The following is a 22,968-nucleotide window of genomic DNA, read 5'->3' as shown; positions in this document are numbered from 1 at the left end:
CCTCCGAGCTGTCCGGTGGGCGGGGCGCCGAGCCCCGTCCCGTCTTCCGTAGACAACAGCGTCGGGCATCGCCGCATTCCCCGTTCGGGGGGCGCTGGCACGCGGAGGAGCGGGGCCGGCGGCCGCGACACAGGGCGGGCGGGGAAGCGGGTTGGCCAGGGCTGCCGCGAGGCGTTACTCCACCGCGTCGGCGACCGCCGTCACAACCGCGCGGAACCGCTCCGGCGCCGCACGGATGCGCCGCCGCAGAAAGACTCCGGCGAGCGCCGACGAGGCCGCCCCCGAGGCCAGCTCGCACTCGAGTCGCGACCCCTCCTCGACGGCGAACACCCGCCACTGCTCCACCCCGAACACGGGGAGGAGACGCTCAAGCCCACTCCCCCGGCGCTCGTACGCGCCGTCGACGGCGAGGACGTCGGCGAGCGCAGCGAGCACCGGCGCGGGCTTGGCGTGGAGGACGGAGGCGAGGGCGAGGAGGCTGCGCACGGCGGCAGTCTCGCACGCCCGGGCATCACGACCGGGCGTCGAGGACCCGCCGCAGCCAGTCGAATGACGCCTTCGGCACCCGGTCGCGGCTGCGCGTGTCGACGGCGACGAGCCCGTGCGGCCGGCTGTAACCGTGCTGCCACTCGAACGCATCGACCAGAGTCCACAGCTGCACGGCCTCCACCGGCAGCCCGTCGTGGATCGCTTCCGCCAGCGCGGCGAGGTGCGAGCCCAGCCACCGGATCCGCTCCCTATCGACGATCGCACCCTCACGGTCGGGCTCGTCCGGGTAGCTCGCCCCCAGCGCGGTGACGACCAGCGGAGGGAGCACCTCGCCGTAGCGCTCGACCAGCGACCGCAGCACCGAGACCACTGCCCAGGGCGCGACCGGCGAGCCGTCACCCGTGCGGTCCAGATCCGGCCAGGGCGCCGTGTGGAACGGCAGGGCAGGCACGGCGCCGACTCCGGTGGGCAGTGCCGGATCGCGGCCCGCCACGATCCGCTGCGGCGGCAACGGCGCAACAGCGTAGAAGTCGAGGGGAGCCGAGATACGGGCGAGGTCGAGCGGGTCGGCCTGGGCGAGGGCGCCGAGGAACGGCGGCAGCTCCTCCGGCCCGACGGGATAGGCCCCGTCAGGACGGCGCCGCCGACCAGGCGATTCCGCAGAACGTCCGCGAGAGCCGCGAAGGCGCGGTCGCGGTCGTCATCGGAAGCGGGCTCCACCGGCGCGAGCGCGTCGACGAGGCCGATCCGCCCCGTCACCTCCGCAGCCCGTAGCGCCTCGAGGGCCACGCCGTGCCCGAGCAGCTGGTGGTGCAGCGCAGGGAGGGCGCTGAACAGGCGCCCAGCGCCCGGCGCCTGGCGTGTGAGCACATAGCCCTCGAGCATCACCGTCGAGGGCTGATCGAGGGTGATCCAGTCAGCGACCCGGTCGCCGAACCGCCCGCCCAACTCGAAGGCCAGGTCGCCGAAGCGGAACGCGGTGTCGCGGTTCATCCAGCCGCCGCTGAGCGCCGACGGAGTGTCACGGTGATGCAGGGTCAGTGCGACGCGGATGCCCGCCTCGGCGAGCGCGTCGAGCAGGCGGTCGTAGAAGCCGAGCGCGCCGCGGTCGATCGGCCCACGTCCGTCGGGCTGCAGCCGCGGCCACGAGACCGAGAGCCGCAGCTCGTCGACGCCGAGATCGACCAGCAGCGCGAGATCTTCACGCCAGCGCAGGAGGAAGTCGGTGGCGATCTCGGGAGTCGCCTCCTCGGCGATCGTTCCGCGCCGCAGGGCGAAGTCGTCCCAGACCGAGCGGCCCCGGCCACCGGTCTCGAGTGAGCCCTCCGTTTGGAAGGCGCTTTGCGCCACTCCGATCCGCACACCCGGCGGCAGGAGCCGACCGAGTTCGCGCGGGTCGTCGAAGCGCGCCGATTCGACGCGCACCTGCTGCCGATCGCGCCCACGGGCCTCGTCTTCGCGCATTCCACTGTCCTCCGGATCTGATCGCCGGGTATATTCTCGCGGAAGCGCTCTCCCGGATCGCCCGGTGTCCACCGTCCGACGGAGAGGTCTCCTCTAAATGGTGTACATCCGAGAACAGTGGTGCGGCGCGCTTGACAGCACTCTCCTGCGCCCGTGCAATGGACGCATCGTGAAATCGGGTGTCGACAGGGCAGTACCGGGGGATTCACCGGCCGTGCCGGTGCCCCGAGTCCGCCGATCCCCGTTGCGCACGGCAGCGCTCCTGCTGCTCCTACTCGCCTCCGTCTCCGGTCTCGCCGCTCCGTCCGCTCAGGCGGCCGCTCTCGCGATCACGGCGCCCGCGTCGGGCGCCATGCTGACATCGGGCAGCACCACCGTCACCGGCACGGCGACCGCGGGGAATCAGGTGCAGATCGGCCTCCGTGGCGGAGGCGACCCGCTGTGCATCACCACCACAGGCGCCGACGGTACGTGGAGCTGCACCGTGACCCTCAAGGACGGCCCGGCGACCCTCGTGGCAGTCGAACTCTTGGCCGGTGGCGGGACCACCTCGACCGCCGTCCCGATCACCGTCCTCAGCGCTCCGGTGATCGAGTCGGTCGACGGCTCGGCGACCTCCGCGGGCTCGGTCCGCGGCACGGCGTACCCCGGCGCGAAGGTCGCCGCGGTCTCGAACGGGGGCGCCGCGTGCCTGGCCACCGCCGACTCCAGCGGCGCGTGGTTCTGCCAGCTCGCCCCCACCCCCGCACCTGGCAGCTACCGCGTCACCGCGACGCAGACCGCCTCCTTCGCCGGCAGCGCCGCCTCGCCGGCGAGCGCGCCGGTGACCCTCGTGGTCGACACCGCGGCTCCCGTCGCTCCCGCTCTGACCTCGCCGGCCACCGGCGCCGTCCTGCCACTCAGCGGCGCCTCCTATTCCGGGACTGGCGTCAACGGCACCCGCGCCTACGTGTACGTCGACCGGGTCAACACCTGCGACGCGGCGGTCAGCGCAGGCGTGTGGAAATGCACCGGAGGCACCATCACCGCCGGCGCGCACCGCGTCTCGGTCATCGCGGGCGACAAAGCCGGTAACTACAGCTCGCCGAGCCCCTGGGTCGACGTGACCTTCGCGGCCACGACGACCGCGCCCATCCCGACGCCGACCACGACGCCGCCCACCACTCCCGGGGCCTCGCCCGCCGCTCCCTCGGCGCCCGCCGCTCCCGCTCCCGCTCCCACCAGCGCCGCGCCGAACACTGCCCCCGCTCCGACACACCCCGACGACGACGCACCCGCGCCGCAGAAAGAGCCCAGCGACCAGCCCACCCCGGAGCCGGCGCCCGCCCCCGACCAAGGCGGCGGGACACCTCCCCAGGCGCCGGCGCCCGACACGGGGTCCGCTCCGGGCGGCTGGAGCTCCGCCACCGGGATGACCACCGCGCTGACCGCGGGCTCGCCCGTCGTCACGATGGCCGACTGGATGCGCTCGCTCGCCCTCGCTCTGCTCTCGCTCGCCCTGGTCGTGGTCCCGGCCCGCCTCGCCGCGGCCGGACGCGCACCCCGCACGGGACGCAGCTGGCAGCTCACCGGTCGCAATCGTGCCGCCGTCGAGTACGACGACAAGCCGGACGCCGCACCCGTCTCACCGCGCCTGATGGTGGTCGGGATGATCGGCTGCGCGGCCGGGCTGGTCCTGCTCTCGGGTCGGGTCGACGGCCAGCCGGCCTACCTGCGGCTGCTGATCGCGGTCATCGTCGCGGTCGCTGTCGTCAACGCGGTCGCCGCTGCCGTGCCGGCTCTGGTCGGTCGACACCTCGGGCTGAGGGACGTCGGCGTCGTCGCCGCTCCCCGCGCGCTGCTGCTGGTCGCAGCGGCCGCCCTCGTCTCGCGCTTCGCGGGGCTGGACCCCGCGTTCCTCTTCGGAGTGGTGATCGGCCTCGTCCTCCCCGAGGGCGCGTCCGCCGCCGACCAGGCGAAGCTCGCCACCGTCCGCATCGTCTCGCTCCTCGGACTCGCCGGGATCGCCTGGGGTACCGCGGCCGTCGTCCCGCCCGACGGATCGTTCGCCTCCGTGCTGGCAGCCGAGATCCTGAGCGCGACCACGCTGCTCTCGGTGGGCTCAAGCGTGATGCTGCTGTTCCCCGTCGGGCGACCGGCCGGCCGCAGCATCCTGCAGTGGTCGCCGCTGCTCTGGCTCGGACTGACCCTGCTCGCAACGACCGTCCTGTTCGTGCTGCTCACGCCGACGATCGCGTCCTGGTCGACCGACGGCGGTGCGGGCCCGGTGCTCTTCGCCGTGGTCGCGTTCACCGCGGTGTGCACGTCGATCTGGGCCTGGCGGCGCTTCATCGAACCGGAGTAGCCGAGCGGCTCGATCAACCGATTGCGACCGGCTGATCCAGGTCGTCATCGGGCAGCACGTCCGCCACGGCGCTCACGGTGAGTTCGCGGAGGGTGGCGATGCCGCCGTACACGCCGAGGAACGCGGTGTCGGCCGCGTCGTGCCCCGTCGCGATCCGCACCAGGCTCGACCGCGGCGCGAGCGTCGTCGCATCTACCGCGCGCCACTCCCCCTCGATCCAGGCCTCCGCGACCGCGTGAAAGTCCATCGGCCGCAGCCCCGGCGCGTACACGGCCGCAAGTCGGGCGGGCACGTCGAGCGCCCGGAGGAGCGCGACGACCAGATGGGCGAAGTCGCGGCAGACTCCACGGCGCGCGAGCAGAGTCCGCTCGGCACCGTCGGTCGGCAGGCTGGACCCGGGTACGTAGGCCAGCCGCGTGCCGACCCAGGAGCTCACCGCGTGCAGCAGGCCGGGCCCAGTGAGACCGGCGAACTCCGCACGCGCCGTCGCCCACAGCACATCCGACTCCGCGTAGCGGCTCGGCCGCAGGTAGCGCAGCCGATCCATTTCGTCGCCCTCGAGGGGAGTGAGGCGACCGTGGATCCGCGCGGAGTAGTCGACGACGAGGTGCCCGACGGGAGCGTCGAGCACATGCAGCCGGGTGCCGTGCTGGTCCACGACCTCGCGCGCAACGAGCGGTCGGCCGTCGACGCTCAGCGCCAGCGACTCCTGCGCACCGTAGGGCTCGGCCACGGCGATCGAGAGGACGAGAGCGGCGGGAGCCGCGACGTCGAGAGTGAGGTGGGCCGAGACGTCGCGCTGCATGGGCTCTTCTCCGAGGGCGGGCGGTTGAGGTGTTAGGCGCCCTGCTCGCCCTTGGGCGGCGGAGGGGGCGCGGCGTCCGGCTCCTGCGTGAGCTGCAGCCCACCGGAGGAATTCGCCGAGACGCTCAGCAGGTCGATCCAGGTGCGGTTGATCGAGGGGACGCGGGCACCGAAGTACCGGAAGTAGAGGGGCACGGAGGGGTCGAGCCAGATGCTCGAGCGACCGTCACCGACCGCGGGGTCATCGCGCCAGGAGAAGAAGAAGCTCTCGCGGCGGCGCAGCTTATTGGCGATGACGATCTGGACGTGCGTGAGCGTGCGGTCGTCGAACTCGATCTCGACTCCCGAGGCTCCGTAGAGCAGCTTCCCCATTAGAGGCCTCCCGGCCGCCCGTCGCCGGGCAGTGCATGACGGTGCCCGCGGGCACGAGAGGCGGGGCCGTTCCTGGCGCCCGCCGCGGACCGGGCGGACCGTGTTCCGGGACGATCGTGCCCAGGCGCGGAACCGCCTGGCGATGACTCTATGCGACGGGGGCGCGGGCGAGCGACACTCGAGTTCCGACGGCGTCTTCGGACGACAGCTGTTCGCAACCGAGGTGGAGAACTCCAGACGGGCCGCCTACGCCCCGCCAGCCGATCTCGACCTCGATGACGGACCTCTCGGCCGGCGGACGCGCCGGAGCGACTCCCGGCGATGTCGGAGGTCGGACGTACGGTACCCGGATGATCGAATGTGTACTCTGCGGCACCGACGCCACCGTTCTCGACCGCTCCGGCAGCCACGACACCGAGCCGGAACTCGTCGTGCTCTGCGCCGACTGCACCCCGGGCGAGGTCACCGAGGCCCTTGAGGCCGCACTGCTCGAGCCCGCCCACCGCAGCAGCCACGCCCGCGCTGCGTAGGCGCGGCCCGCATCCGGAGTCGTGACCTGGAGTGCCCCCACTGGGACTCGAACCCAGACTGAAACGATTTTAAGTCGTCTGCCTCTGCCGATTGGGCTATGGGGGCGACCACCGGGAGGAGCGATCCTCCCGGCGGCGGTGTCAGGACTTGGCGGGCTCTCCGCCGACCGGCACCGGAGCGCCGACCTGGCCGGGGATCTGCGCCGGAGCCTGCGCGGCCGGCACCTCGGCGGCTGGTGCCGCCGGGCGCGGACGCGACGCGTAAGTCTCGAAGGAGCCGCGAGGGTACTCGCGCGCCTCGATCGAGGCGATATCCCGGCCGAGCCAGAGGTTGTTCCACCAGCCCCAGACCACACGGAACTTGCGCTCCCAGGAGGGCATTGCGAGGCCGTGGTAACCGCGGTGCATGACCCAGGCGGGGAAGCCCTTGATCGCGATCTTGCCGGACTGGAAGACGCCGATCCCGATGCCCAGGCCCGCGACGGCTCCCGCATTCTTGTGAATGTAGTCGACCGGCTTCTCGCCGCGAAGCACCGCGGTGATGTTCTTGGCCAGGAGCTTGCCCTGGCGGACGGCGTGCTGCGCGTTCGGCACGCAGAAGCCGCCGACGCCGCCACCGGTGAGGTCGGGGACGGCAGTCGCGTCGCCGGCTCCCCAGGCACCCTCGACGAGCACGTCGTCGTGGCCGACGCGGAGGTCTGCGCGCACGCGGAGGCGGCCTCGTTCCTCGATCGGCAGGTCGGAGTTCTTGATCGACGGGTTCGCCATCACGCCCGCGGTCCAGATGATGAGGTCCGACTCGAAGCTCTCGCCGGTCGAGAGCTGGATGACGCCGTTCTCGGCCGACTTCAGCTGCGTGTCCAGGTGCACGGTGGCGCCGCGCTGGTCGAGGTTCTTCAGCACCCAGTGGCTGGTCTCGAGGGCAACCTCGGGCATGATCCGGCCCATCGCCTCGATGAGGTGGAACTGCGTCTCCTCGAAGTCGATCTCGGGGTAGCGCTTGAGCAGCGCGCTCGCGAAGGAGCGCAGCTCGGCGAAGACCTCGATGCCCGCGAAGCCTCCGCCGACGACCGTGACGGTCAGCAGGCGCGAGCGCTCGGGGCCGGCCGGGAGCGACGCGGCCTTGTCGAAGTTGGTGAGTATGCGATCGCGGATTGCGGTCGCCTCCTCGATCGTCTTCAGGCCAATCGCAGTGTCGGCGACGCCCGGGATCGGGAAGGTACGCGAAACGGAGCCGGCGGTGACGACGATCTGGTCGTACTCGAATTCGTAGGGCTCGCCGACCGTCGGAGTGATGGTCGCGATGCGGTTCGCGTGGTCGATCTTCGTCACCTTGGCGGCGAGAATCGCGGTCTTCTTGAGGTGACGGCGCAGCGAGACGATCGCGTGGCGGGGCTCGATGGACCCCGCGGCGACCTCGGGGAGGAAGGGTAGATACGCCATGTAGGGCAGCGGGTCGACGATCGTGACCTCTGCCTCGTGCGGGCGAAGCTGCTTCTCGAGCTTCCACGCGGTGTAGAAGCCGGCGTAGCCGCCTCCGACGATCAGGATTTTGGGCACGGTTGATTCTCCAAGGGGGATGGACAATGCGAACACCCTCACGCAACGCGAAGTGCCCGCTCTCGACGCGGTGGACAGCACTGACCCCGACGGGTGATCAGCTTAGCGAAGAGCGCGCCGGTGGTGTCGCCTCCGCGGCTCCGAGAGGAGCGGCTACCCGTCGAGCGGTCTGCACTCGCAGCGCTCCGGAGACCAGTCGGCACGGGCCAGGGCCAGGTCGCCGATCGGATTGACGCCGGGACCGGCCGCGAGGGCGTGCGCGCTGAGGGCGTGCAGGCACTTGACTCGCGAGGGCATGCCGCCGGAGGAGATCCCCGCGATCTCGGGCACGGAACCGACGCTCTCGCGGTCGGCCAGGAACGCCCGGTGCGCGGCGGCGTAGGCCTCGCGCAGCTCCTCGTCTTCGGCCAGCATGTCGTTGTACTCGACCATCACCTGGGTGGCCTCGAGCTGCGAGATCGCGGCCGTCGCGGCCGGGTGGCTCAAGTAGTAGAAGGTGGGGAACGGGGTGCCGTCGGACAGGCGCGGGCTGGTCGAGACCACCGTCGGGTCGCCGCAGACGCAGCGGGCACTGATCCCGACCACGTCGCGGGCCGGGCGGCCCAGCTGGGCGGAGACGATCGCAATGTCGCGCTCGGACGGCGGATCGAAGGGGGGCGTGGTCACGGGGGCTCCAGAGGACGGACGGCCGAAAGGACGCTCCAGTGTATGCGGGGGCGGGCGGCAGTATCGGGCTCGCGAACCCGGCGCTACGGAGTCGGGGCCAGCTCGTCGGCGGTCGGCTCGCCCAGGCCCGCGACGGCGATCGACGAGAGCAGGGAGCCGGCCCAGTCGCTCGGCGTCTCCTGCACGGTGTCGCTCGCGGGCTGCTGCGCCTGCTGGGCGAGGGTCACGTCGTCCAGCACGAGGTAGCTGACCTCGCCGGGCATGACGAAGTAGAGCCGCTCGCGGGCTTGCGCGCGGATGAAGGCCGGATCGGACCAGCGGGTGCGCTGCTCGTCGAGGTTCTGCGCCTGCGTCTTGGCTGCGTCGACCGAGCGTTGCAGCTCGGCGATCTCGGCGCGCTGCTCGACGAAGTTCTTGATACCCGGGGCGAGCACGACCACCGCGAGGATCATGATCCCCATCACCAGCAGAGTGAAGCCGGAGCCGCGGACGCCGGCGATCCACGCCGACGAGGGCGCAGCGGGCGGCTGCTTCGGGCGCGGTGACCGCGGAGCGGAGGCGGTGCGCGGCTTCCCCGCCGCCGTCGCCCTGCCTGCCGGGCGCGCAGCTGCGGCGGGATCCTTCGGGGCGGCGGGCGGCGGCCCAGGAGCAGGCCGACGCGGCGCACCACCGGGGGCCGAGGGGCGGCGGGGCAGACGGGCCATCGGCAAGTGCCTCCTCGGTCGCGACGGGGGGATAGTGGAGCGGCCCCGGCTCCCGCACCGAGGCGCGAGGCTTCGGGGCCGCTCCGGCGTGCCGAGACTACGCGGAGAAGCGCGGGAACGCGGAGCGACCCGCGTAGGTCGCCGCACCTCCCAGGATCTCCTCGATGCGCAGCAGCTGGTTGTACTTCGCGACCCGGTCCGAGCGGGCAGGGGCGCCGGTCTTGATCTGACCGCCGTCCACCGCGACCGCGAGGTCGGCGATGGTGGTGTCCTCGGTCTCGCCGGAGCGGTGCGAGAGGATCGCGGTCATGCCGCTGCGCTGGGCGAGGGCCACAGCGTCGAGCGTCTCGGTGAGCGTGCCGATCTGGTTCACCTTGACCAGGATCGAGTTGCCCGCCTTCTCGGCGATGCCACGGGCCAAGCGCACCGGGTTGGTGACGTAGAGGTCGTCGCCGACGAGCTGCACCTTGTCGCCGATGGATGCAGTGAGGTGGGTCCAGCCGGCCCAGTCGTCCTCGTCCAGCGGGTCCTCGATCGAGACGAGCGGGTAGTTGGCGACGAGGTCGGCGTAGTAGGCGGAGAGCTCCTCGGCCGAGAGCTTCTTGCCCTCGAACGTGTAGGCGCCGTCTTCGTAGAACTCGGAGGAAGCGACGTCGAGCGCGAGTCCGATGTCTTTCCCCGGGGTGAAGCCGGCGGCCTCGACGGCCTTGAGGATGAAGTCGAGCGCCTCGCGGTTGGTGGGCAGGTCGGGGGCGAATCCACCCTCGTCGCCGAGGCCGGTGGCGAAGCCGGCCTTCTTCAGCTGCGCCTTGAGCGCATGGTAGATCTCGACGCCCCAGCGCAGGCCCTCCGAGAACGACTCGGCGCCCAGAGGGACGGCCATGAACTCCTGGATGTCGACGCCGGTGTCGGCGTGCGCGCCTCCGTTGATGATGTTCATCAGCGGCACGGGCAGGGTGTGCGCGTTCGGGCCGCCGACATAGCGGAACAGGTCGAGATCGGAGGACTGCGCGGCAGCCTTGGCCACGGCGAGGCTGACGCCGAGGATCGCGTTCGCGCCCAGGCGGGACTTGTTCTCGGTACCATCGAGTTCGATCAGCTCGGCGTCGACGAGGCGCTGGTCCGTGGCGTCGAAGCCCTCGATGGCCGGGCCGATCTCATCAATGACGGCGTCAACGGCCTTCTGCACGCCCTTGCCGAGGTAGCGGTCGGAGTCGCCGTCGCGCAGCTCGTACGCCTCGAACGCACCGGTGGAGGCACCGGACGGGACGGCCGCTCGCGAAGACGCGCCGTCCTCGAGCAGGACCTCGACCTCGACCGTGGGGTTGCCACGGGAGTCCAGAATTTCTCGGGCGACGACTGCCTCGATAAGGGCCACAACTATCTCCTCTTGACGGATGGGCTCCCAGAGACGGGAGCAGGTCGGGAAGAAGTCTACTGACCGCCTCCGAACCGCAGGAGACCGCGGCCGGTCGTAGACTTCCAGGGCCCGATCGCCGGACGGCCCGGGCGCACCCGCCGACCGGGAGGTTCCCCGTGACCACGACCGCCGCCGACCACGTCGACCGCCTCACCACCGTCGTCCCCGACTTCCCCCACCCGGGCATCCTGTTCCGCGACCTCACCCCGGTCTTCGGCGACGGCGAGGCCCTGCGCGCCGTGGTGGACGCGCTGCTCGAGCCCTACCGCGGCCGGATCGACGCAATCGCCGGAGTGGAGGCGCGCGGCTTCCTCCTCGCCGCGGCGGCCGCCTACTCCGCGGGGCTCGGCGTCGTCATGATCCGCAAGCCCGGCAAGCTGCCGCGGGCCGTGCTCCGCGAGCAGGCGGTCCTCGAGTACGGCGAGACGGTGCTCGAGGTGCACGAGGACGCGGCCCCGCCGGGTTCGCGCCTGCTGCTGGTCGACGACGTGCTGGCGACCGGGGGCACGCTGGACGCGAGCCGCCGCCTGATCGAGCGAGCCGGCTGGAGCCTCGAGGGGATCGCGGTGGTGATGGAGTTCGGCGGCCGCGAGGTGCTGGCCGGCCAGCGCGTGGACGCGATCGTCACCGTCTGACCCTGCCCCGTCCCTCCGCTCCTCCCGCGAGATGCCTCTTACGTAGACGACACGCCGGGCGAGGGGCGCATAAGAGGCATCTCGCGGAGGGGAGCGAGGTCAGGCGAGGGCGAGGGACATGCGGGAGAGCACGAAGCTCTCGAGCACCTGCACGAGCATGTAGAGAACGAGCGAGACGGCCGTCACGAGTACGACCGCCGACCAGACGTCGGCGAAGCGGGCCTGCGCCGACCAGGCGTTGATCGCGCCGCCGATGCCCGAGCCGGTCGAAAGCCATTCGGCCAGGAGCGCCCCGGTGATCGCCCCAGGGACCGAGATGCGGATCGCGGCGAAGAGCGAGGGCAGCGAGCCGGGGATCGCGACCTTCCGGATCGCGGTGAAAGTGCTGCCGCCGTAGACCGCGACCACGTCGAGCATCTGCGGCGAGGCGTTGTTCAGGCCGAAGGCGATGGTCACCAGTGCGGGGAACAGCACGACGATCCCGCCGATCACGGCGACGGAGGTGATCGAGCCGGGCCCGAAGACCAGGATGATCAGCGGCGCCATCGCGATCAGCGGCACCGAGCGCAGCAGCATCGCGAACGGCATCAGTGCATGCTCGATGCCCTTGGACAGACGGAACAGGATCGCGCCGAGGATCGCCGCGACCAGGCCCGCGGTGAAGCCGATCAGCGCGTCTCCCATCGTCACAGCGAAGAGTCCGCCGAGTTCGGCGCGATGCTCGGCCGCCTTCGCGTCGGTGACCACATGCTTCCAGACGTCCCACGGGCCCTTGACCACGTAGGGCGAGACCCCGCTGAAGAGGACGACGGCGATCCAGATCGCGAGCACGAGCACGATCGTCGACAGGGCCACCAGGAGACTCCTACGCAGGCTCTTCCGGGTTGCGCCGAGGGCGGCCGTGCGCAGCTGCCGCCGCAGCTCATCGACCGCGAGGACCGACGTTGCCGTGGACTGCTCGGTGCGGTCGGGGACGGTAGTGGTCATGGTCATTCCCGCTTTCCGGAGGACCAGGGCGCGACGAGGCGCCCGATCCCTCCGACGATGCCGTAGCCCAGGAGCGCGACGCCCGCGCAAAGGAGGAAGAGCGCCCAGACGCGGGGCGAGTTCAGCGAGACCTGCGCTGCGACCAGGATCGGACCCACCCCTGTCTCGATCTTGCCGAAGTACTCACCGAGGATCGCGCCGAGGAAGGCCGCGGGCACCGCGATCTGCAACGCCGACAGAATGTTGGGCAGGGCCGCGATCAGGCGGACCTTGCGCAGCTGGGTGAAGCGCGAGCCTCCGTAGACCGTGACGACGTCCAGCGCCGCCCGGTCGGCCGCCTTGAGACCGAGCAGACTGCCGACGACCGTGGTGAAGAAGACGGAGAGGCCGGCCAGGAAGATCGCGGTGGGGCTCGCCTTGCCAGGAGCATCCGCCCCGCCGAGGATCAGCAGCACGATCGCGCCGATGGCCACGATGGGCACGCAGTAGGTGATGACCGCGAGCTGCGAGACCACCCCCTCCAGCCACGGCAGAACAAGCACCAGCGCCGAGAGCACGAGCGCGATCAGGGTGCCCCAGAAGTAGCCGACGGCGGCCTCGCCGATCGTGACCGAGAAGTTGCGCCAGTAGAAGCCGGCGCCGTCCTCGATCGCGGTCTGCACGACCTGCACGGGAGTGGGCACGGGCGCGTAGGTCGCGGCGCCGGTGGGCGCGGTGACCAGCGCCACGATCCACCAGACGGCGACGATCACCGCCACGCCGATCAGACCGGTGAGCCATGGAGGGAGGGACAGGGTGCGGCGCGAGGCGGCGGGGAGCATGGTGGCCACGGTGGTCCTACCGGTCGTCCGCGGCCGCGCCGCCGTCACCGAACAGCAGCTCCGACGCCTGGTCCACGTAGGCGTGGAACTCGGGGGTGCGCTGCATCTCCGGCGTGCGCGGGCGGGGCAGGTCGATGTCGATGATCTCCTTCACCCGGCCGGGGCGAGGGCTCATCACCGCGACGCGGTCCGAGAGGAAGATGGCCTCCGAGATACCGTGCGTGACGAGGAGCGTCGTGGCGGGCTTCTCGGTCCAGATCCGCAGCAGCTCGAGGTTGAGCTTTTGCCGTGTCATGTCGTCGAGGGCGCCGAACGGCTCGTCGAGCAGCAGCACCTCGGGCTTAAGGATCAGGCAGCGCGCGATCGACACGCGCTGACGCATGCCGCCAGAGAGCTGCGCCGGCTTGGCCTTCTCGAAGCCGCGGAGGCCGACGAGGTCGATCAGCTCGTCGATGGCCGACTGGTCGACCGGCTTGCCCGCGATCTCGAACGGCAGGCGGATGTTCGCCGTCACGCTGCGCCACGGCAGAAGCGCGTGGTCCTGGAAGGCGATGCCGAGCTTGCTGTCTCGGCGCAGCTCCTGCGGGGTGCGGCCGTCGACCCGGATGGAGCCGGCTGTCGGCTCCTCCAGACCCGCGAGGATGCGCAGGATGGTCGACTTGCCGCAGCCCGAGGGGCCTAGGAGCGCGAGGAAGCTGCCCTGATCGGTGTGCAGGTCCGTGTCCTGCAGCGCCGCGATGCTGCGCGAGCCCATCCGGAACGTCTTCGACAGGCCGTGGATCTGGATGCCGGTGCCGCCGGCACCCTGCTCTCGCAGAATGCCGGCGTCGGTCGTGTCGGTCACGAGTGGTGCCCTTCGGGGATCAGGAGGAGGCCGCGTACATCATCAGCTTGGGGTTCTCCTCGTAGACCTCGCCGAGGAGAGTCAGGTCGAAGAGGTCCTCGGCCGTGACCTTGATCCCGGCGCCCGCGAGGGACGCGATGGTCTCGGACTGCAGCGTGTCGGAGATGGTGAACAGGCCGTTCGAGGCCGTCTCGTCCGAGACAACCAGCTCCTGGGCCTGGATGGTGGCGCCCTTCTTGGAGGACTCCGCGTCCAGGCCGAGGTCCTTGCCGTAGGTCTCGACGGCGAGCATCGCGCCTGCCTCCGGGTCGTTGACCGCGTCGGTCCAGCCTTTGATCTCGGCGACGAGGAACGCTTTCAGCGCGTCGCGCTTCTCGGCGAGCGCCTGCTCCGACACCGAGAAGGTCTCGGCGACGAAGGGGAGGCCGTTGTCGGCGAAGGGCAGGTTGACGACCTCGTAGCCCTCGGCGGCGACGGTGATCGCCTCGTTGGTCAGGTAGGCGATGAAGCCGTCGACCGTGCCGTTGACGAGGACCGAGGGGTCGTACTCGACCGGGACGACCGTGAGGTCGGACGCGGAGAGGCCGTTCGCGGCGAGCAGCGCCTGGAAGAGGGAGGTGTTCGAGGCCTGCACGCCGATTTTCTTGCCTGCGAGGTCGGCCGGAGTGGCGATGTTGCCGGCGGTCTTGATCGAGAGGACCGTGAAGGGGTTCTTCTGGTAGGTCGCGCCGATGATCTTCAGCGGTGCCTCCTGATTGGCGATCGCGGTGCCGATCGAGACTGCGTCGCTCAGCGCGACGTCGGCGTTGCCCGAGAGCAATTCGGCCACACCGGTCGAGGGGCCGGGGGTGAGCGTCACTCCCGAGAGGCCGGCCTCGGTGAAGTAGCCCTTTGAGTCGGCGAAGAACTCGCCCGCGAACTCTTCGTTCTTGATCCAGGTCAGCTGGACCTTGAGGGTGCCGAGATCGCCTCCGTCGGCGGCCGAAGCACCGGAGGAGTCGGAGGCGCAGGAGGCGAGCACGGACACGCCGCCGATCGCGAGTCCGGCGACGCCCGCCATTCGGAGGAGGCTGCGGCGGTCGACAGCGCGGGGGGAGCGAAGGGGCGACAGGGTCAAGGGGACTCCTCGGGTGGGATCGTCAGGGCTACTGCGATACGGTGTGCGGGATCGCGGCGGGGTACCCGTGCAGGCGCGCCAAGCGGCGCCGATCGGGTGCCTCGACGCTATCCTCGGGAGATTTCTCAGGTGTGTCCGCAGGTTTCACGGGTATTAAGCGTCGAACTGATCTACCAACGATCCGACCATACCGGGCACATCCGCCGACCGATCCTCCGAGGCGCGTCCTCGCTCAGCTGAGCTGCTTGAAAGAGAGGTCCGCGGCGGATACAGCATCCCGAGGGACGAGAGCGAAACGGGTGAAGCCCGCGGCAGAGGCCCGGTCGAGCAGCGGAGTAAGATTCTTGGCCCGGCGCTCGAGGCGCACCCGCGAGCCCTGGGCGATCAACTCCTGCTTGAGCGCAAGCAACAGCTCCGGCGCGGCATCGCGCTCGTACACGAGGACGACGGCGTCGGCGCGCTCGGACTTGGTCTCGCCGATCAGCTCGACGATCCGCTCGAAACCGATCGAGAAGCCGCAGGCCGGCACCTCCTGCCCGAGGAAACGGCCGATCATCCCGTCGTAGCGCCCGCCCCCGCCGACCGAGGACCCCGAGGACGGGTGCGCAATTTCGAAGATCGTGCCCGTGTAGTAGCCCATCCCGCGCACGAGGGTCGGATCGAAACGGAGTGAGACGCCGCCGGGCAGCGAGCGCAGTGACCGGCCCAGCGTCTCGAGCGCGAGCACCGCCTCCGGATTGATGCCCTCGGGCAGGACGTCGAGGATCGCGGACTGCTCGAGCGCCACTCCCCCGGCCGCGACCGCCTCCTCAATCCGCGCGAGGTAGCCGCCGAGGACCGCGGCCGCGTCGGGTCCGTCAGCCTCGAGTTCGGCGACGACTCCTGAGGCGCCGATCTTGTCGAGCTTGTCGATCGAGATCAGCGCCGGGCCGAAGCGCTCGGGAGCGAGACCGCAGTGCTCGAGGATGCCGGTGAGGATCCGGCGGTCGTTGATCCGGATGGTGCACTCGCGCAGGCCCAGGGTGTCCAGCGCCGCCGCGGTCGCGGTGATCAGTTCGACCTCGGCCAGCTGCGCGGGCTCGCCGATGATGTCGATGTCGCACTGGACGAACTGGCGGTACCGGCCCTTTTGCGGGCGCTCGGCCCGCCACACCGGAGCGATCTGCACCGAGCGGAAGACGCTCGGCAGTTCGGCGCGGTGCGAGGCGTAGAAGCGGGCGAGCGGCACGGTGAGGTCGAAGCGCAGGCCGAGGTCGGCGAGGGCGGAGGCGTCGTCGGCGGCCGCGAGGTCGTCACGGGTGAGCCCGCGGCGCAGGACGCTGAAGGCGAGCTTCTCGTTGTCGCCGCCGAGTCCTGAGTGCAGGCGCTCGAAATCCTCGACCACGGGCGTCTCGATCTCGTCGAACCCGTGGGCGGCGTACACGCGGCGGATGACGCCGAGCGCGTGCTCGCGCTTCGCTTTGTCTGCCGGGAGGAAATCGCGCATGCCACGGGGCGGGGTGATCGGGGAGGCCATGACGGCGATTCTCCCAGATCGGCCGGGGTCGGCCGGGGTCGGCCGACGACACAACGTCAGCTGAGAGTAGGTCTCATCCACCATCGTGGATGAAGTGCCCTCTCAGCTGACGTTGCGTCGCGGTCACTCCCCGCGACGCTCCTGCTCGACCGCGCGGATCTCGTCCTGCAGGTCCCGGGTCGCCGTGCGGAGCGCGCGTTCCGCGTCGAGCCCCTGCGCTCGGGCGGAGGCGACGATCGCGAGCAGGAGCGGGCCGAGGTCCTCCTCCGACTCGATGGGCAGCGGGCCCTGGCCTGCGTCCACGACACCGAGGCTGGTCGCCTTGCCGATCACTTTGTCGGCGAGCGCGAGGGCGGGCATCCCCTGCGGAATACCGTCGAGCACGCTGGTGCGGTGCGGCTTCTCGGTGCGCTTGAGGTCGTCCCAGACGGCGATCACGTCGTCGGCGGTCTCGGCCGTGGCGTCGCCGAAGACGTGCGGGTGGCGCCCGATCATCTTGGCGTTCATCTGCGCCGCAACGTCCTCGATGGTGAAGGGCTCCGCGCTCTCGGCGGCGAGGTCGGCGTGGAAGAGCACCTGGTAGAGCACGTCGCCGAGCTCCTCGATCAGATCGGCCCGATCGCCCGCCTCGATGGCGTCGACGAGTTCGTGCGACTCCTCGATCAGGTAGCGCACGAGCGACTCGTGGGTCTGCTCGGCGTCCCACGGGCAGCCGCCCGGGGCGCGGAGGACATGGACGGTGCGGATGAGCTCGTCGAGCCGGGGATGCGCGGTCACCCGGCCATCCTCGCATCCGTCGCCGACCTGCCCCCCTATCCCGAGCCCCCTCCCTCGCCGCGAGATGCCAGTTGGGTACGCAACCCCCGGGGCGTACTCACGAGGCATCTCGCGGCGCCGCCGCGGCCCTGGGCTACACGACGATCCGCCTGACCTACTCCGACGTGATGCACCACTGGCCCACGACCCCGCGAGCATCCGCGCAGTCCTCGAGCGAGGACGGCCACGGTGAACCCGCCGCTCCTCCCCCTCGGCTCGCGAGAATCTGGTCGGCTCGCCGGACGATGGGGGTCTGACGAGCCGAAGGCGTTCCCGCGAGCCGAGCATGCGTTCGGAGACGGCACGCAGTCCTACGCTGGGAGGCATGACCGAGGCGGCCGACACTCCCCGCGGGATCCCGGGACTGGTCGAGCGGGTCATGCGGACACGGCCGGCGCGGGTGATGCTGCACTACTCCGAGACCGGCGGGCCGCTCTTCGCCTCCGGGCTCGCCTTTCAAGCGCTGTTCGCGGTCTTCGCGGCGCTGTTCGTCTTCTTCGCCGTCTTCGGATTCTGGGTGCGCGACAATTCGGTGCTGCGCGACTCCCTGCTCGATCTGGTCACCCGATCGGTCCCGGGGCTGATCGGCGGGAAGAACGCCCTCGTGTCGGTCGAGGACCTGCTCGACTCCTCGATCCTCGGCTGGACCGGCGCGATCGCGGCGACCGGCCTGCTCGGGACGGCGCTCAACTTCCTCGGGAGCCTGCGCCAGGCAGTGCGCCTGCTGTTCTCGCTCCCCGGGCCGACCACCCTCTTCGTCCTGCTCAAACTCAAGGATGCCGGGCTCGCGCTGGTCTTCGGAGCGGTGCTGCTGGTCTCGGCGGGTCTCTCGGTGTTCTCCACGTCGCTGGTCGATGTGGCGTTCGACTTCCTCGGGATCGGCAGCGACTCGATGCTCGCGCGCGTAGCCGGCAGCGTGGTCGGCCTGCTGATCATGCTCGCGCTCGACACCGGCACCCTCGCCGGCTCCTTCCGCATCCTCTCCGGCATTTCGATCCCGTGGAAGAACCTCTGGGCGGGGTCCCTGCTCGGCGGGATCGCGCTTGGAGCGCTCAAGGTGCTCGGGACGCAGCTGCTCGGCGGCGCCTCCCGCAACCCGCTGCTCGCCTCCTTCGCCGTGCTCATCGGCCTGCTGATCTGGTTCAACCTCGTCTGCCAGGTGATCCTGATCGCCGCATCGTGGATCTCCGTCGGGATGAGCGACGCCGGTATCTCCGCGCGGAAGCTAACGCCGCAGGAGCGAGAGAAGGAGCGGGAGGAGCAGCTCCGCACGGCCCGCCGCACTCTCGCCGAGGCCGAACGCGAGCGTCTGAGCGCCGCGCTCCCGGACGCCTCTCTCTTCAAGCGCCGCCGCCTCGAACGCCAGCTCGCACAGCTCGACAAGGAGCTCGAGGAGCTCGCTGCCTGACTCGTGACGTCTCGGTCGCGCACGGATTTCGCCCTCGCGACTGGCAGCAATGCCCGTTTCTGTTGACTTCCTCGACGAACGGGGCTAAAAAGAAGAAAACGCAGATCCGAGGTCGGCAACGACACCGCGGATCGGGCGCAGCACCCACGGCGAGACGACGGAGTCCACATGTACGCACCGGAGCGGCACCAGGCGATCCTGGACCGCGCCCGCATCGACGGGCGCGTCGAGGTCCGCGACCTCGCCCTCTCTCTCGCTGTGACGCCAGAGACCATCCGCCGAGACCTCACCAGCCTCGAGAAGCGCGGCCTTCTGCGTCGCGCGCACGGCGGCGCGATCCCGGTCCAGCGCCTGGGCATCGAGCCCGAGGTCGCCGCCCGCGAGGGACACCTCGCCGGCGAGAAGGACCGGATCGCCACCGCAGCGCTGGCCGAGGTCCCCGACGGCGGGTCGATCGCGATCGACGCCGGCACCACCACGGTGCGCCTGGCCGAGCTGCTCCCCCTGGACCGCCGGCTGACGGTCGTCACCCATTCCCTCCCCGTCGCGATGGCGCTCGTCGGCCGGCCCAACATCGAGCTCCATTTCATCGGCGGACATCTGCGCGGAGTGACGCAGGCCGCCGTGGGGCCGTGGGCCGCGCACGCCATCGCCTCGGTCTCGGTGGACGTCGCCTTCATCGGCACGAACGGCCTCAGCCTCGAGCGCGGGCTCACCACGCCCGACCTCGCCGAGGCCGTCGTCAAGTCCGCGATCATCGCCTCCGCGCGCCGGGTCGTGGTTCTCGCCGACCACTCCAAGGTCGGCCGACAGGACTTCGGGCACGTCGCTCCGCTGTCCGCGGTCGACACCGTCATCACCGACACCGCTGTCGACGACCAGCTCGCCGACGACATCGAGTCGGCCGGACCGGAGGTCGTCCGCGCATGATCGTCACCGTCACCGCCAACCCGAGCATCGACGTCACCCTCTCGACCAGCGACTTCGCCCTCGGCGAGGTCAATCGAGCGCACGACGTACGACGCGACCCGGCCGGCAAGGGCGTCAATGTCGCCCGCGCCCTCGCCCGCAATGGAGTCGACGCCACCGCGGTGTATCCGGCGGACGCCTCCACCGGCCTCGACCTGTCCGCAATGCTGGAGGCCGCCGGAGTGCGCTCGGCCAGCGCCGCGATCGGGCGCCCGATCCGCACCAACATCACCGTGGTCGACGACCGCACCGGCCGCACCACCAAGATCAACGAGCCCGGGCCGACGGTCACGGAGGAGGAGGCTCAAGTCCTCTCCGCGCTGATCGCCGACCACGTCTCGACCGCACCCCGCTGGCTCGTCGCCTGCGGCAGCATCCCGCCGGGACTGGGAACGGACTTCTATCCCGCCCTCGGCCGGCTCGCTCGGCACTTCGACGTCCCCCTCGCCGTCGACACCTCGGGGGCACCGCTGACCGCGATCATCGCGGCCGGCACGGCCACCCTGGTCAAGCCCAACCTCGAGGAGCTCGAGGAACTCCTCGGCCGCACTCTGACGACGGTCGGAGACGTCGTCACCGGAGCCCGCGAACTCTTGGGACTGCCGAATGCGCGAGCACTCGTCAGCCTGGGAGAGCGCGGCGCCCTCCTTGTCACGGCGCGCGCGTCGTGGTGGGCGGGCGCCCCCACCGTCGTGCCCCTCAGCACCGTCGGCGCCGGCGACAGTACGCTCGCCGGCTATCTCTCGGCGGTCGACGCCACGGAGGCGGAGCGCCTCGCGACAGCAGTCGCGTGGGGAACCGCCGCCGTTCAGCTCCCAGGCAGTGAAGCCCCGGGGCCCGACTCCCTTCACCTCGACGACGTCACCGTCATCGAGAACCCCGACCCCACCCTCCCGATTGGAGAACTGAGCGCATGACTGCTCTCACCGAGGCGTCGACGGTCATCGTCGACCTCACCGCCGCCACGAAGGACGAGGCCACCGCGCAGCTCGCGAAGACGCTTGCCGACGCTGGCCGCGTCACCGACCTCGACGGCTTCCTCGCCGACGTTCGCGACCGCGAATCCCAGATGGCCACCGGCATGCCCGGCGGCATCGGTATCCCCCACGCCCGCTCCTCGCACGTCGTCTCCCCCAGTGTCGCTGTCGGCATCGCGAAGCAGGGCGTCGACTTCGGCGCCCCCGACGGCCCGGCCGATCTGATCTTCCTGATCGCGGCTCCGGACGGCGCCGACCAGGCGCACCTCAAGATCCTCGCCCAGCTCGCCCGCAAGCTGATCCACGAGTCCTTCACCGGATCCCTCCGCGCCGCCGCCAGCGGCCAGGAGGTCGCGGACATCATCGCGCGAGAGGTCGTCGTCTCGTGAAGATCGTCGCCGTGACGAGCTGTATCGCCGGCATCGCGCACACCTACATGGCGGCCGAGGCCCTCGAGCAGGCCGCGAAGAAGAAGGGCTACGAGATCCAGGTCGAGACCCAGGGCGCTGCGGGCTCCGACCCCATGACCGACCAGACGATCGCCGACGCCGACGTCGTGATCCTCGCGGCCGACCTCGAGGTTCGCGGGAGAGAGCGCTTCGCCGGCAAACCGACACTCGAAGTAGGTACATCGGAGGCGCTCGCGAAGGCCACCGAGGTCATCGACCGCGCCGCCGCACAGGTGCGGGACGCACCCGCCGCGAGCCCCGCCTCCGAACCGCGCTTCGTCGCCGTAACCAGCTGCATCGCCGGCATCGCGCACACCTACATGGCGGCGGAGGCTCTGGAGCAGGCCGCGAAGAAGCGCGGCTATCCGATCAACGTCGAGACGCAGGGCGCGGCCGGCTCGGACGAGATGACCGCGGCCGACATCGCCGCCGCGGACGTCGTCATCCTCGCCGCCGACCTCGAAGTCCGGGGCAAGGACCGCTTCACGGGCAAGCCGATCCTCCAGGTGGGCGTCGCCGAGGCGCTCTCCAAGCCGGACGAGGTGCTCGATCGCGCGCTGGCCCTGCGCCGCATCGGCTCGGCAGGCGCCCGATCGACTCCGGCCGCGGTCCCTGCCGCTTCGAAGAAGGTCGGCGTCGGCACGCGCATCCGGCAGAACCTGATGACAGGCGTGTCGTACATGATCCCGTTCGTCGCGGCGGGCGGTCTCCTGATCGCCCTGTCGTTCCTCTTCGGCGGCTACCGGATCGTGGACTTCACGGCCCAGCAGATCATCGACGAGGGCTTCACCGTCGCGAACATCACCGACTGGGCCGGAGTGATGTTCCTCATCGGAAGCGCGACCTTCGCGTTCCTGGTCCCGGTGCTCTCCGGCTTCATCGCCTTCGGCATCGCCGACCGCCCCGGCATCGCGCCGGGCTTCCTCGGTGGTGCGGTCGCGGTCACCGTCGGCGCGGGCTTTCTCGGCGGCCTCGCCTCCGGCTTCATCGCCGGCTACGCGGCCCTCTACATCTCGCGGATCAAGCTCCCCGCGGCGTTCACGTCGCTGATGCCCGTCGTGATCATCCCCCTCATCGCCACCTTCATCACCGGATTCTTGATGTTCGTGGTGCTCGGTGCGCCGCTGCGCGCACTGAGCGAGGGGCTGTCGGCGTGGCTCTCGGGCCTGTCCGGCGGCAACCTGATCATCCTGGGGATCATCCTCGGCCTGATGATGGCGTTCGATATGGGCGGCCCCGTGAACAAGGTGGCATACGCCTTCGCGACCACCGGTCTCGCCTCCGTCCCCGCCGACGGCGACCCGAACTCGGTGCAATTCAAGGTGATGGCGATCGTGATGGCCGCCGGAATGACTCCGCCGCTGGGCCTCGCTTTAGCGACGTCGCTCCGCAAGCGCCTGTTCACCGACGCCGAACGCCAGAACGGCAAGGCCGCCTACCTCCTGGGTGCGTCCTTCATCTCGGAGGGAGCGATCCCGTTCGCCGCGGTCGACCCGCTGCGAGTGATCCCTTCGGCGATGGTCGGCTCGGCCGTCACGGGCGCGCTCGTCGCTCTGTTCGGTTCGACCCTTCGGGCGCCGCACGGCGGGGTCTGGGTCACCGGGCTCGTTGGGCAGCCGATCCTCTACCTGGTCGCCATCCTGGTCGGCATGGTCGTCACGGCCGTCTGCGTCATCATCGCGAAGAGCATCTCGCGCTCCGCCGTGGTCGCCGAGGTGCCCGGGCCCGCGGCTGCGCAGACCGTCCCTGTCTGATCCCCACCGACCGCGTCCTGAGCGGTCCCGCCGGCGGCCACCCAGTGCCCCTCCCCTCTCCGTGGGAGGCGGCACGCGGGGCGGGCGCCGGCTTCCGCGTTCCCGGCGCGTGCGATGGGCAGGTGCCCGTGCGATGTGCAGGCGTCCGTGTCATCTGCAGGCGTCCGTGCGATTAGCAGGTGATCCGCGCAGTGTGGGCGATTTTGCCGGACGGAACGGCGTCCGACCCACGCATCCCCTGCACATCGCACGGGGCGCGGGAGAGACGCCACCCCCGGGCAGCGCCACCGGGCCGTCACCGTCGGTACCCCTTCCGTAGAAT

General features: G+C 70.7%; 23 protein-coding genes, 1 tRNA gene and 1 pseudogene. 9 read left to right on the top strand and 16 right to left on the bottom strand.

Going from position 1 to position 22,968, the window contains the following annotated elements:
- Positions 1-174 precede the first annotated feature (174 nt).
- The 3 genes and pseudogenes from C1O28_RS15030 to C1O28_RS16035 form a co-directional block, all read right to left on the bottom strand.
- On the bottom strand, positions 175-486 hold the full coding sequence (locus C1O28_RS15030; RefSeq protein WP_097166598.1) for a hypothetical protein: 312 nt from the start codon (positions 484-486) through the stop codon (positions 175-177).
- A gap of 25 nt (positions 487-511) precedes the next feature.
- A complete protein-coding gene (locus tag C1O28_RS15835; RefSeq protein WP_164861103.1) occupies positions 512-1,000 on the bottom strand; it encodes a family 1 glycosylhydrolase in 489 nt (162 codons plus the stop codon).
- A 137-nt stretch (positions 1,001-1,137) separates the two neighbouring features.
- Positions 1,138-1,839: pseudogene (locus C1O28_RS16035) on the bottom strand (glycoside hydrolase family 1 protein); the annotation flags it as partial.
- On the opposite strand from C1O28_RS16035, the gene C1O28_RS15540 reads away from it, so the two are divergent.
- Positions 1,831-1,974: a hypothetical protein gene (locus C1O28_RS15540; protein ID WP_244210540.1), complete on the top strand. Its 144-nt coding sequence runs from the start codon at positions 1,831-1,833 to the stop codon at positions 1,972-1,974. The pseudogene C1O28_RS16035 and the gene C1O28_RS15540 overlap by 9 nt on opposite strands.
- A 193-nt stretch (positions 1,975-2,167) precedes the next feature.
- The gene (locus C1O28_RS03340; protein ID WP_127821430.1) at positions 2,168-4,297 is read left to right on the top strand and encodes a hypothetical protein; all 2,130 of its coding nucleotides are present in this window, start codon (positions 2,168-2,170) and stop codon (positions 4,295-4,297) included.
- A 13-nt stretch (positions 4,298-4,310) separates the two neighbouring features.
- Here C1O28_RS03340 and C1O28_RS03335 read toward each other — a convergent pair whose 3' ends face one another.
- Positions 4,311-5,102, bottom strand: a complete 792-nt coding sequence (locus tag C1O28_RS03335) for a transglutaminase-like domain-containing protein (protein ID WP_097166601.1) — start codon at positions 5,100-5,102, stop codon at positions 4,311-4,313.
- A 32-nt stretch (positions 5,103-5,134) separates the two neighbouring features.
- Entirely contained in the window at positions 5,135-5,473 is a 339-nt protein-coding gene (locus tag C1O28_RS03330; RefSeq protein WP_097166602.1) for a DUF7882 family protein, read from the bottom strand.
- Positions 5,474-5,823: 350 nt separating this feature from the next.
- Here C1O28_RS03330 and C1O28_RS03325 point away from each other — a divergent pair, with 350 nt between their 5' ends.
- Entirely contained in the window at positions 5,824-6,003 is a 180-nt protein-coding gene (locus C1O28_RS03325; protein WP_127821429.1) for a hypothetical protein, read from the top strand.
- 32 nt (positions 6,004-6,035) lie between these two features.
- Here C1O28_RS03325 and C1O28_RS03320 read toward each other — a convergent pair.
- The 5 genes from C1O28_RS03320 to eno all read right to left on the bottom strand — a co-directional run bounded on the left by C1O28_RS03320 (position 6,036) and on the right by eno (position 10,311).
- Positions 6,036-6,109, bottom strand: a tRNA-Leu gene (locus tag C1O28_RS03320).
- Positions 6,110-6,144: 35 nt separating this feature from the next.
- A complete protein-coding gene (locus C1O28_RS03315) occupies positions 6,145-7,563 on the bottom strand; it encodes an NAD(P)/FAD-dependent oxidoreductase (protein WP_097166604.1) in 1,419 nt (472 codons plus the stop codon).
- Between the two features lie 153 nt (positions 7,564-7,716).
- Positions 7,717-8,229: a DUF501 domain-containing protein gene (locus C1O28_RS03310; protein WP_097166605.1), complete on the bottom strand. Its 513-nt coding sequence runs from the start codon at positions 8,227-8,229 to the stop codon at positions 7,717-7,719.
- Between the two features lie 83 nt (positions 8,230-8,312).
- Entirely contained in the window at positions 8,313-8,933 is a 621-nt protein-coding gene (locus tag C1O28_RS03305; RefSeq protein WP_097166606.1) for an FtsB family cell division protein, read from the bottom strand.
- A 97-nt stretch (positions 8,934-9,030) separates the two neighbouring features.
- On the bottom strand, positions 9,031-10,311 hold the full coding sequence (eno, locus tag C1O28_RS03300) for a phosphopyruvate hydratase (protein WP_097166607.1): 1,281 nt from the start codon (positions 10,309-10,311) through the stop codon (positions 9,031-9,033).
- 158 nt (positions 10,312-10,469) lie between these two features.
- Between eno and C1O28_RS03295 the strand changes: the two genes are divergently transcribed.
- Positions 10,470-10,988 (top strand): adenine phosphoribosyltransferase, encoded by a 519-nt coding sequence (locus C1O28_RS03295; protein ID WP_097166608.1) that lies wholly within the window; start codon positions 10,470-10,472, stop codon positions 10,986-10,988.
- Positions 10,989-11,087: 99 nt separating this feature from the next.
- On the opposite strand, the gene C1O28_RS03290 is transcribed toward C1O28_RS03295, so the two are convergent.
- The 6 genes from C1O28_RS03290 to C1O28_RS03265 form a co-directional block, all read right to left on the bottom strand.
- Complete coding sequence (locus C1O28_RS03290) at positions 11,088-11,975, bottom strand: ABC transporter permease (RefSeq protein ID WP_097166609.1); 888 nt, start codon at positions 11,973-11,975, stop codon at positions 11,088-11,090.
- A 2-nt stretch (positions 11,976-11,977) separates the two neighbouring features.
- Positions 11,978-12,796: an ABC transporter permease gene (locus C1O28_RS03285; RefSeq protein ID WP_097166709.1), complete on the bottom strand. Its 819-nt coding sequence runs from the start codon at positions 12,794-12,796 to the stop codon at positions 11,978-11,980.
- Between the two features lie 16 nt (positions 12,797-12,812).
- Positions 12,813-13,640: an ABC transporter ATP-binding protein gene (locus C1O28_RS03280; RefSeq protein WP_419866649.1), complete on the bottom strand. Its 828-nt coding sequence runs from the start codon at positions 13,638-13,640 to the stop codon at positions 12,813-12,815.
- A 19-nt stretch (positions 13,641-13,659) separates the two neighbouring features.
- The gene (locus C1O28_RS03275; RefSeq protein ID WP_237398032.1) at positions 13,660-14,757 is read right to left on the bottom strand and encodes an ABC transporter substrate-binding protein; all 1,098 of its coding nucleotides are present in this window, start codon (positions 14,755-14,757) and stop codon (positions 13,660-13,662) included.
- Positions 14,758-14,989: 232 nt separating this feature from the next.
- Entirely contained in the window at positions 14,990-16,273 is a 1,284-nt protein-coding gene (hisS, locus tag C1O28_RS03270; protein WP_097166611.1) for a histidine--tRNA ligase, read from the bottom strand.
- Between the two features lie 123 nt (positions 16,274-16,396).
- Entirely contained in the window at positions 16,397-17,050 is a 654-nt protein-coding gene (locus C1O28_RS03265; protein ID WP_104248685.1) for a nucleoside triphosphate pyrophosphohydrolase, read from the bottom strand.
- Positions 17,051-17,414: 364 nt separating this feature from the next.
- Between C1O28_RS03265 and C1O28_RS03260 the strand changes: the two genes are divergently transcribed.
- The 5 genes from C1O28_RS03260 to C1O28_RS03235 all read left to right on the top strand — a co-directional run bounded on the left by C1O28_RS03260 (position 17,415) and on the right by C1O28_RS03235 (position 22,646).
- Positions 17,415-18,497: a YihY/virulence factor BrkB family protein gene (locus C1O28_RS03260; protein ID WP_160487517.1), complete on the top strand. Its 1,083-nt coding sequence runs from the start codon at positions 17,415-17,417 to the stop codon at positions 18,495-18,497.
- A gap of 168 nt (positions 18,498-18,665) precedes the next feature.
- The gene (locus C1O28_RS03255; protein WP_097166614.1) at positions 18,666-19,427 is read left to right on the top strand and encodes a DeoR/GlpR family DNA-binding transcription regulator; all 762 of its coding nucleotides are present in this window, start codon (positions 18,666-18,668) and stop codon (positions 19,425-19,427) included.
- The gene (locus C1O28_RS03250; RefSeq protein ID WP_097166615.1) at positions 19,424-20,383 is read left to right on the top strand and encodes a 1-phosphofructokinase family hexose kinase; all 960 of its coding nucleotides are present in this window, start codon (positions 19,424-19,426) and stop codon (positions 20,381-20,383) included. Before C1O28_RS03255 ends, C1O28_RS03250 begins: the two co-directional genes overlap by 4 nt.
- Positions 20,380-20,832, top strand: a complete 453-nt coding sequence (locus C1O28_RS03245; protein ID WP_097166616.1) for a PTS sugar transporter subunit IIA — start codon at positions 20,380-20,382, stop codon at positions 20,830-20,832. The genes C1O28_RS03250 and C1O28_RS03245 overlap by 4 nt, the downstream gene beginning before the upstream one ends.
- Positions 20,829-22,646 (top strand): PTS fructose-like transporter subunit IIB, encoded by a 1,818-nt coding sequence (locus tag C1O28_RS03235; RefSeq protein ID WP_243392068.1) that lies wholly within the window; start codon positions 20,829-20,831, stop codon positions 22,644-22,646. The genes C1O28_RS03245 and C1O28_RS03235 overlap by 4 nt, the downstream gene beginning before the upstream one ends.
- The last annotated feature ends 322 nt before the right edge of the window (positions 22,647-22,968 follow it).

It is taken from the genome of Rathayibacter rathayi, assembly GCF_004011095.1.
Classification (GTDB): Bacteria; Actinomycetota; Actinomycetes; order Actinomycetales; family Microbacteriaceae; genus Rathayibacter; species Rathayibacter rathayi.
The sequence above is the reverse complement of the archived record's forward strand: the minus strand, read 5'-3'. Positions and strand labels throughout refer to the sequence as shown.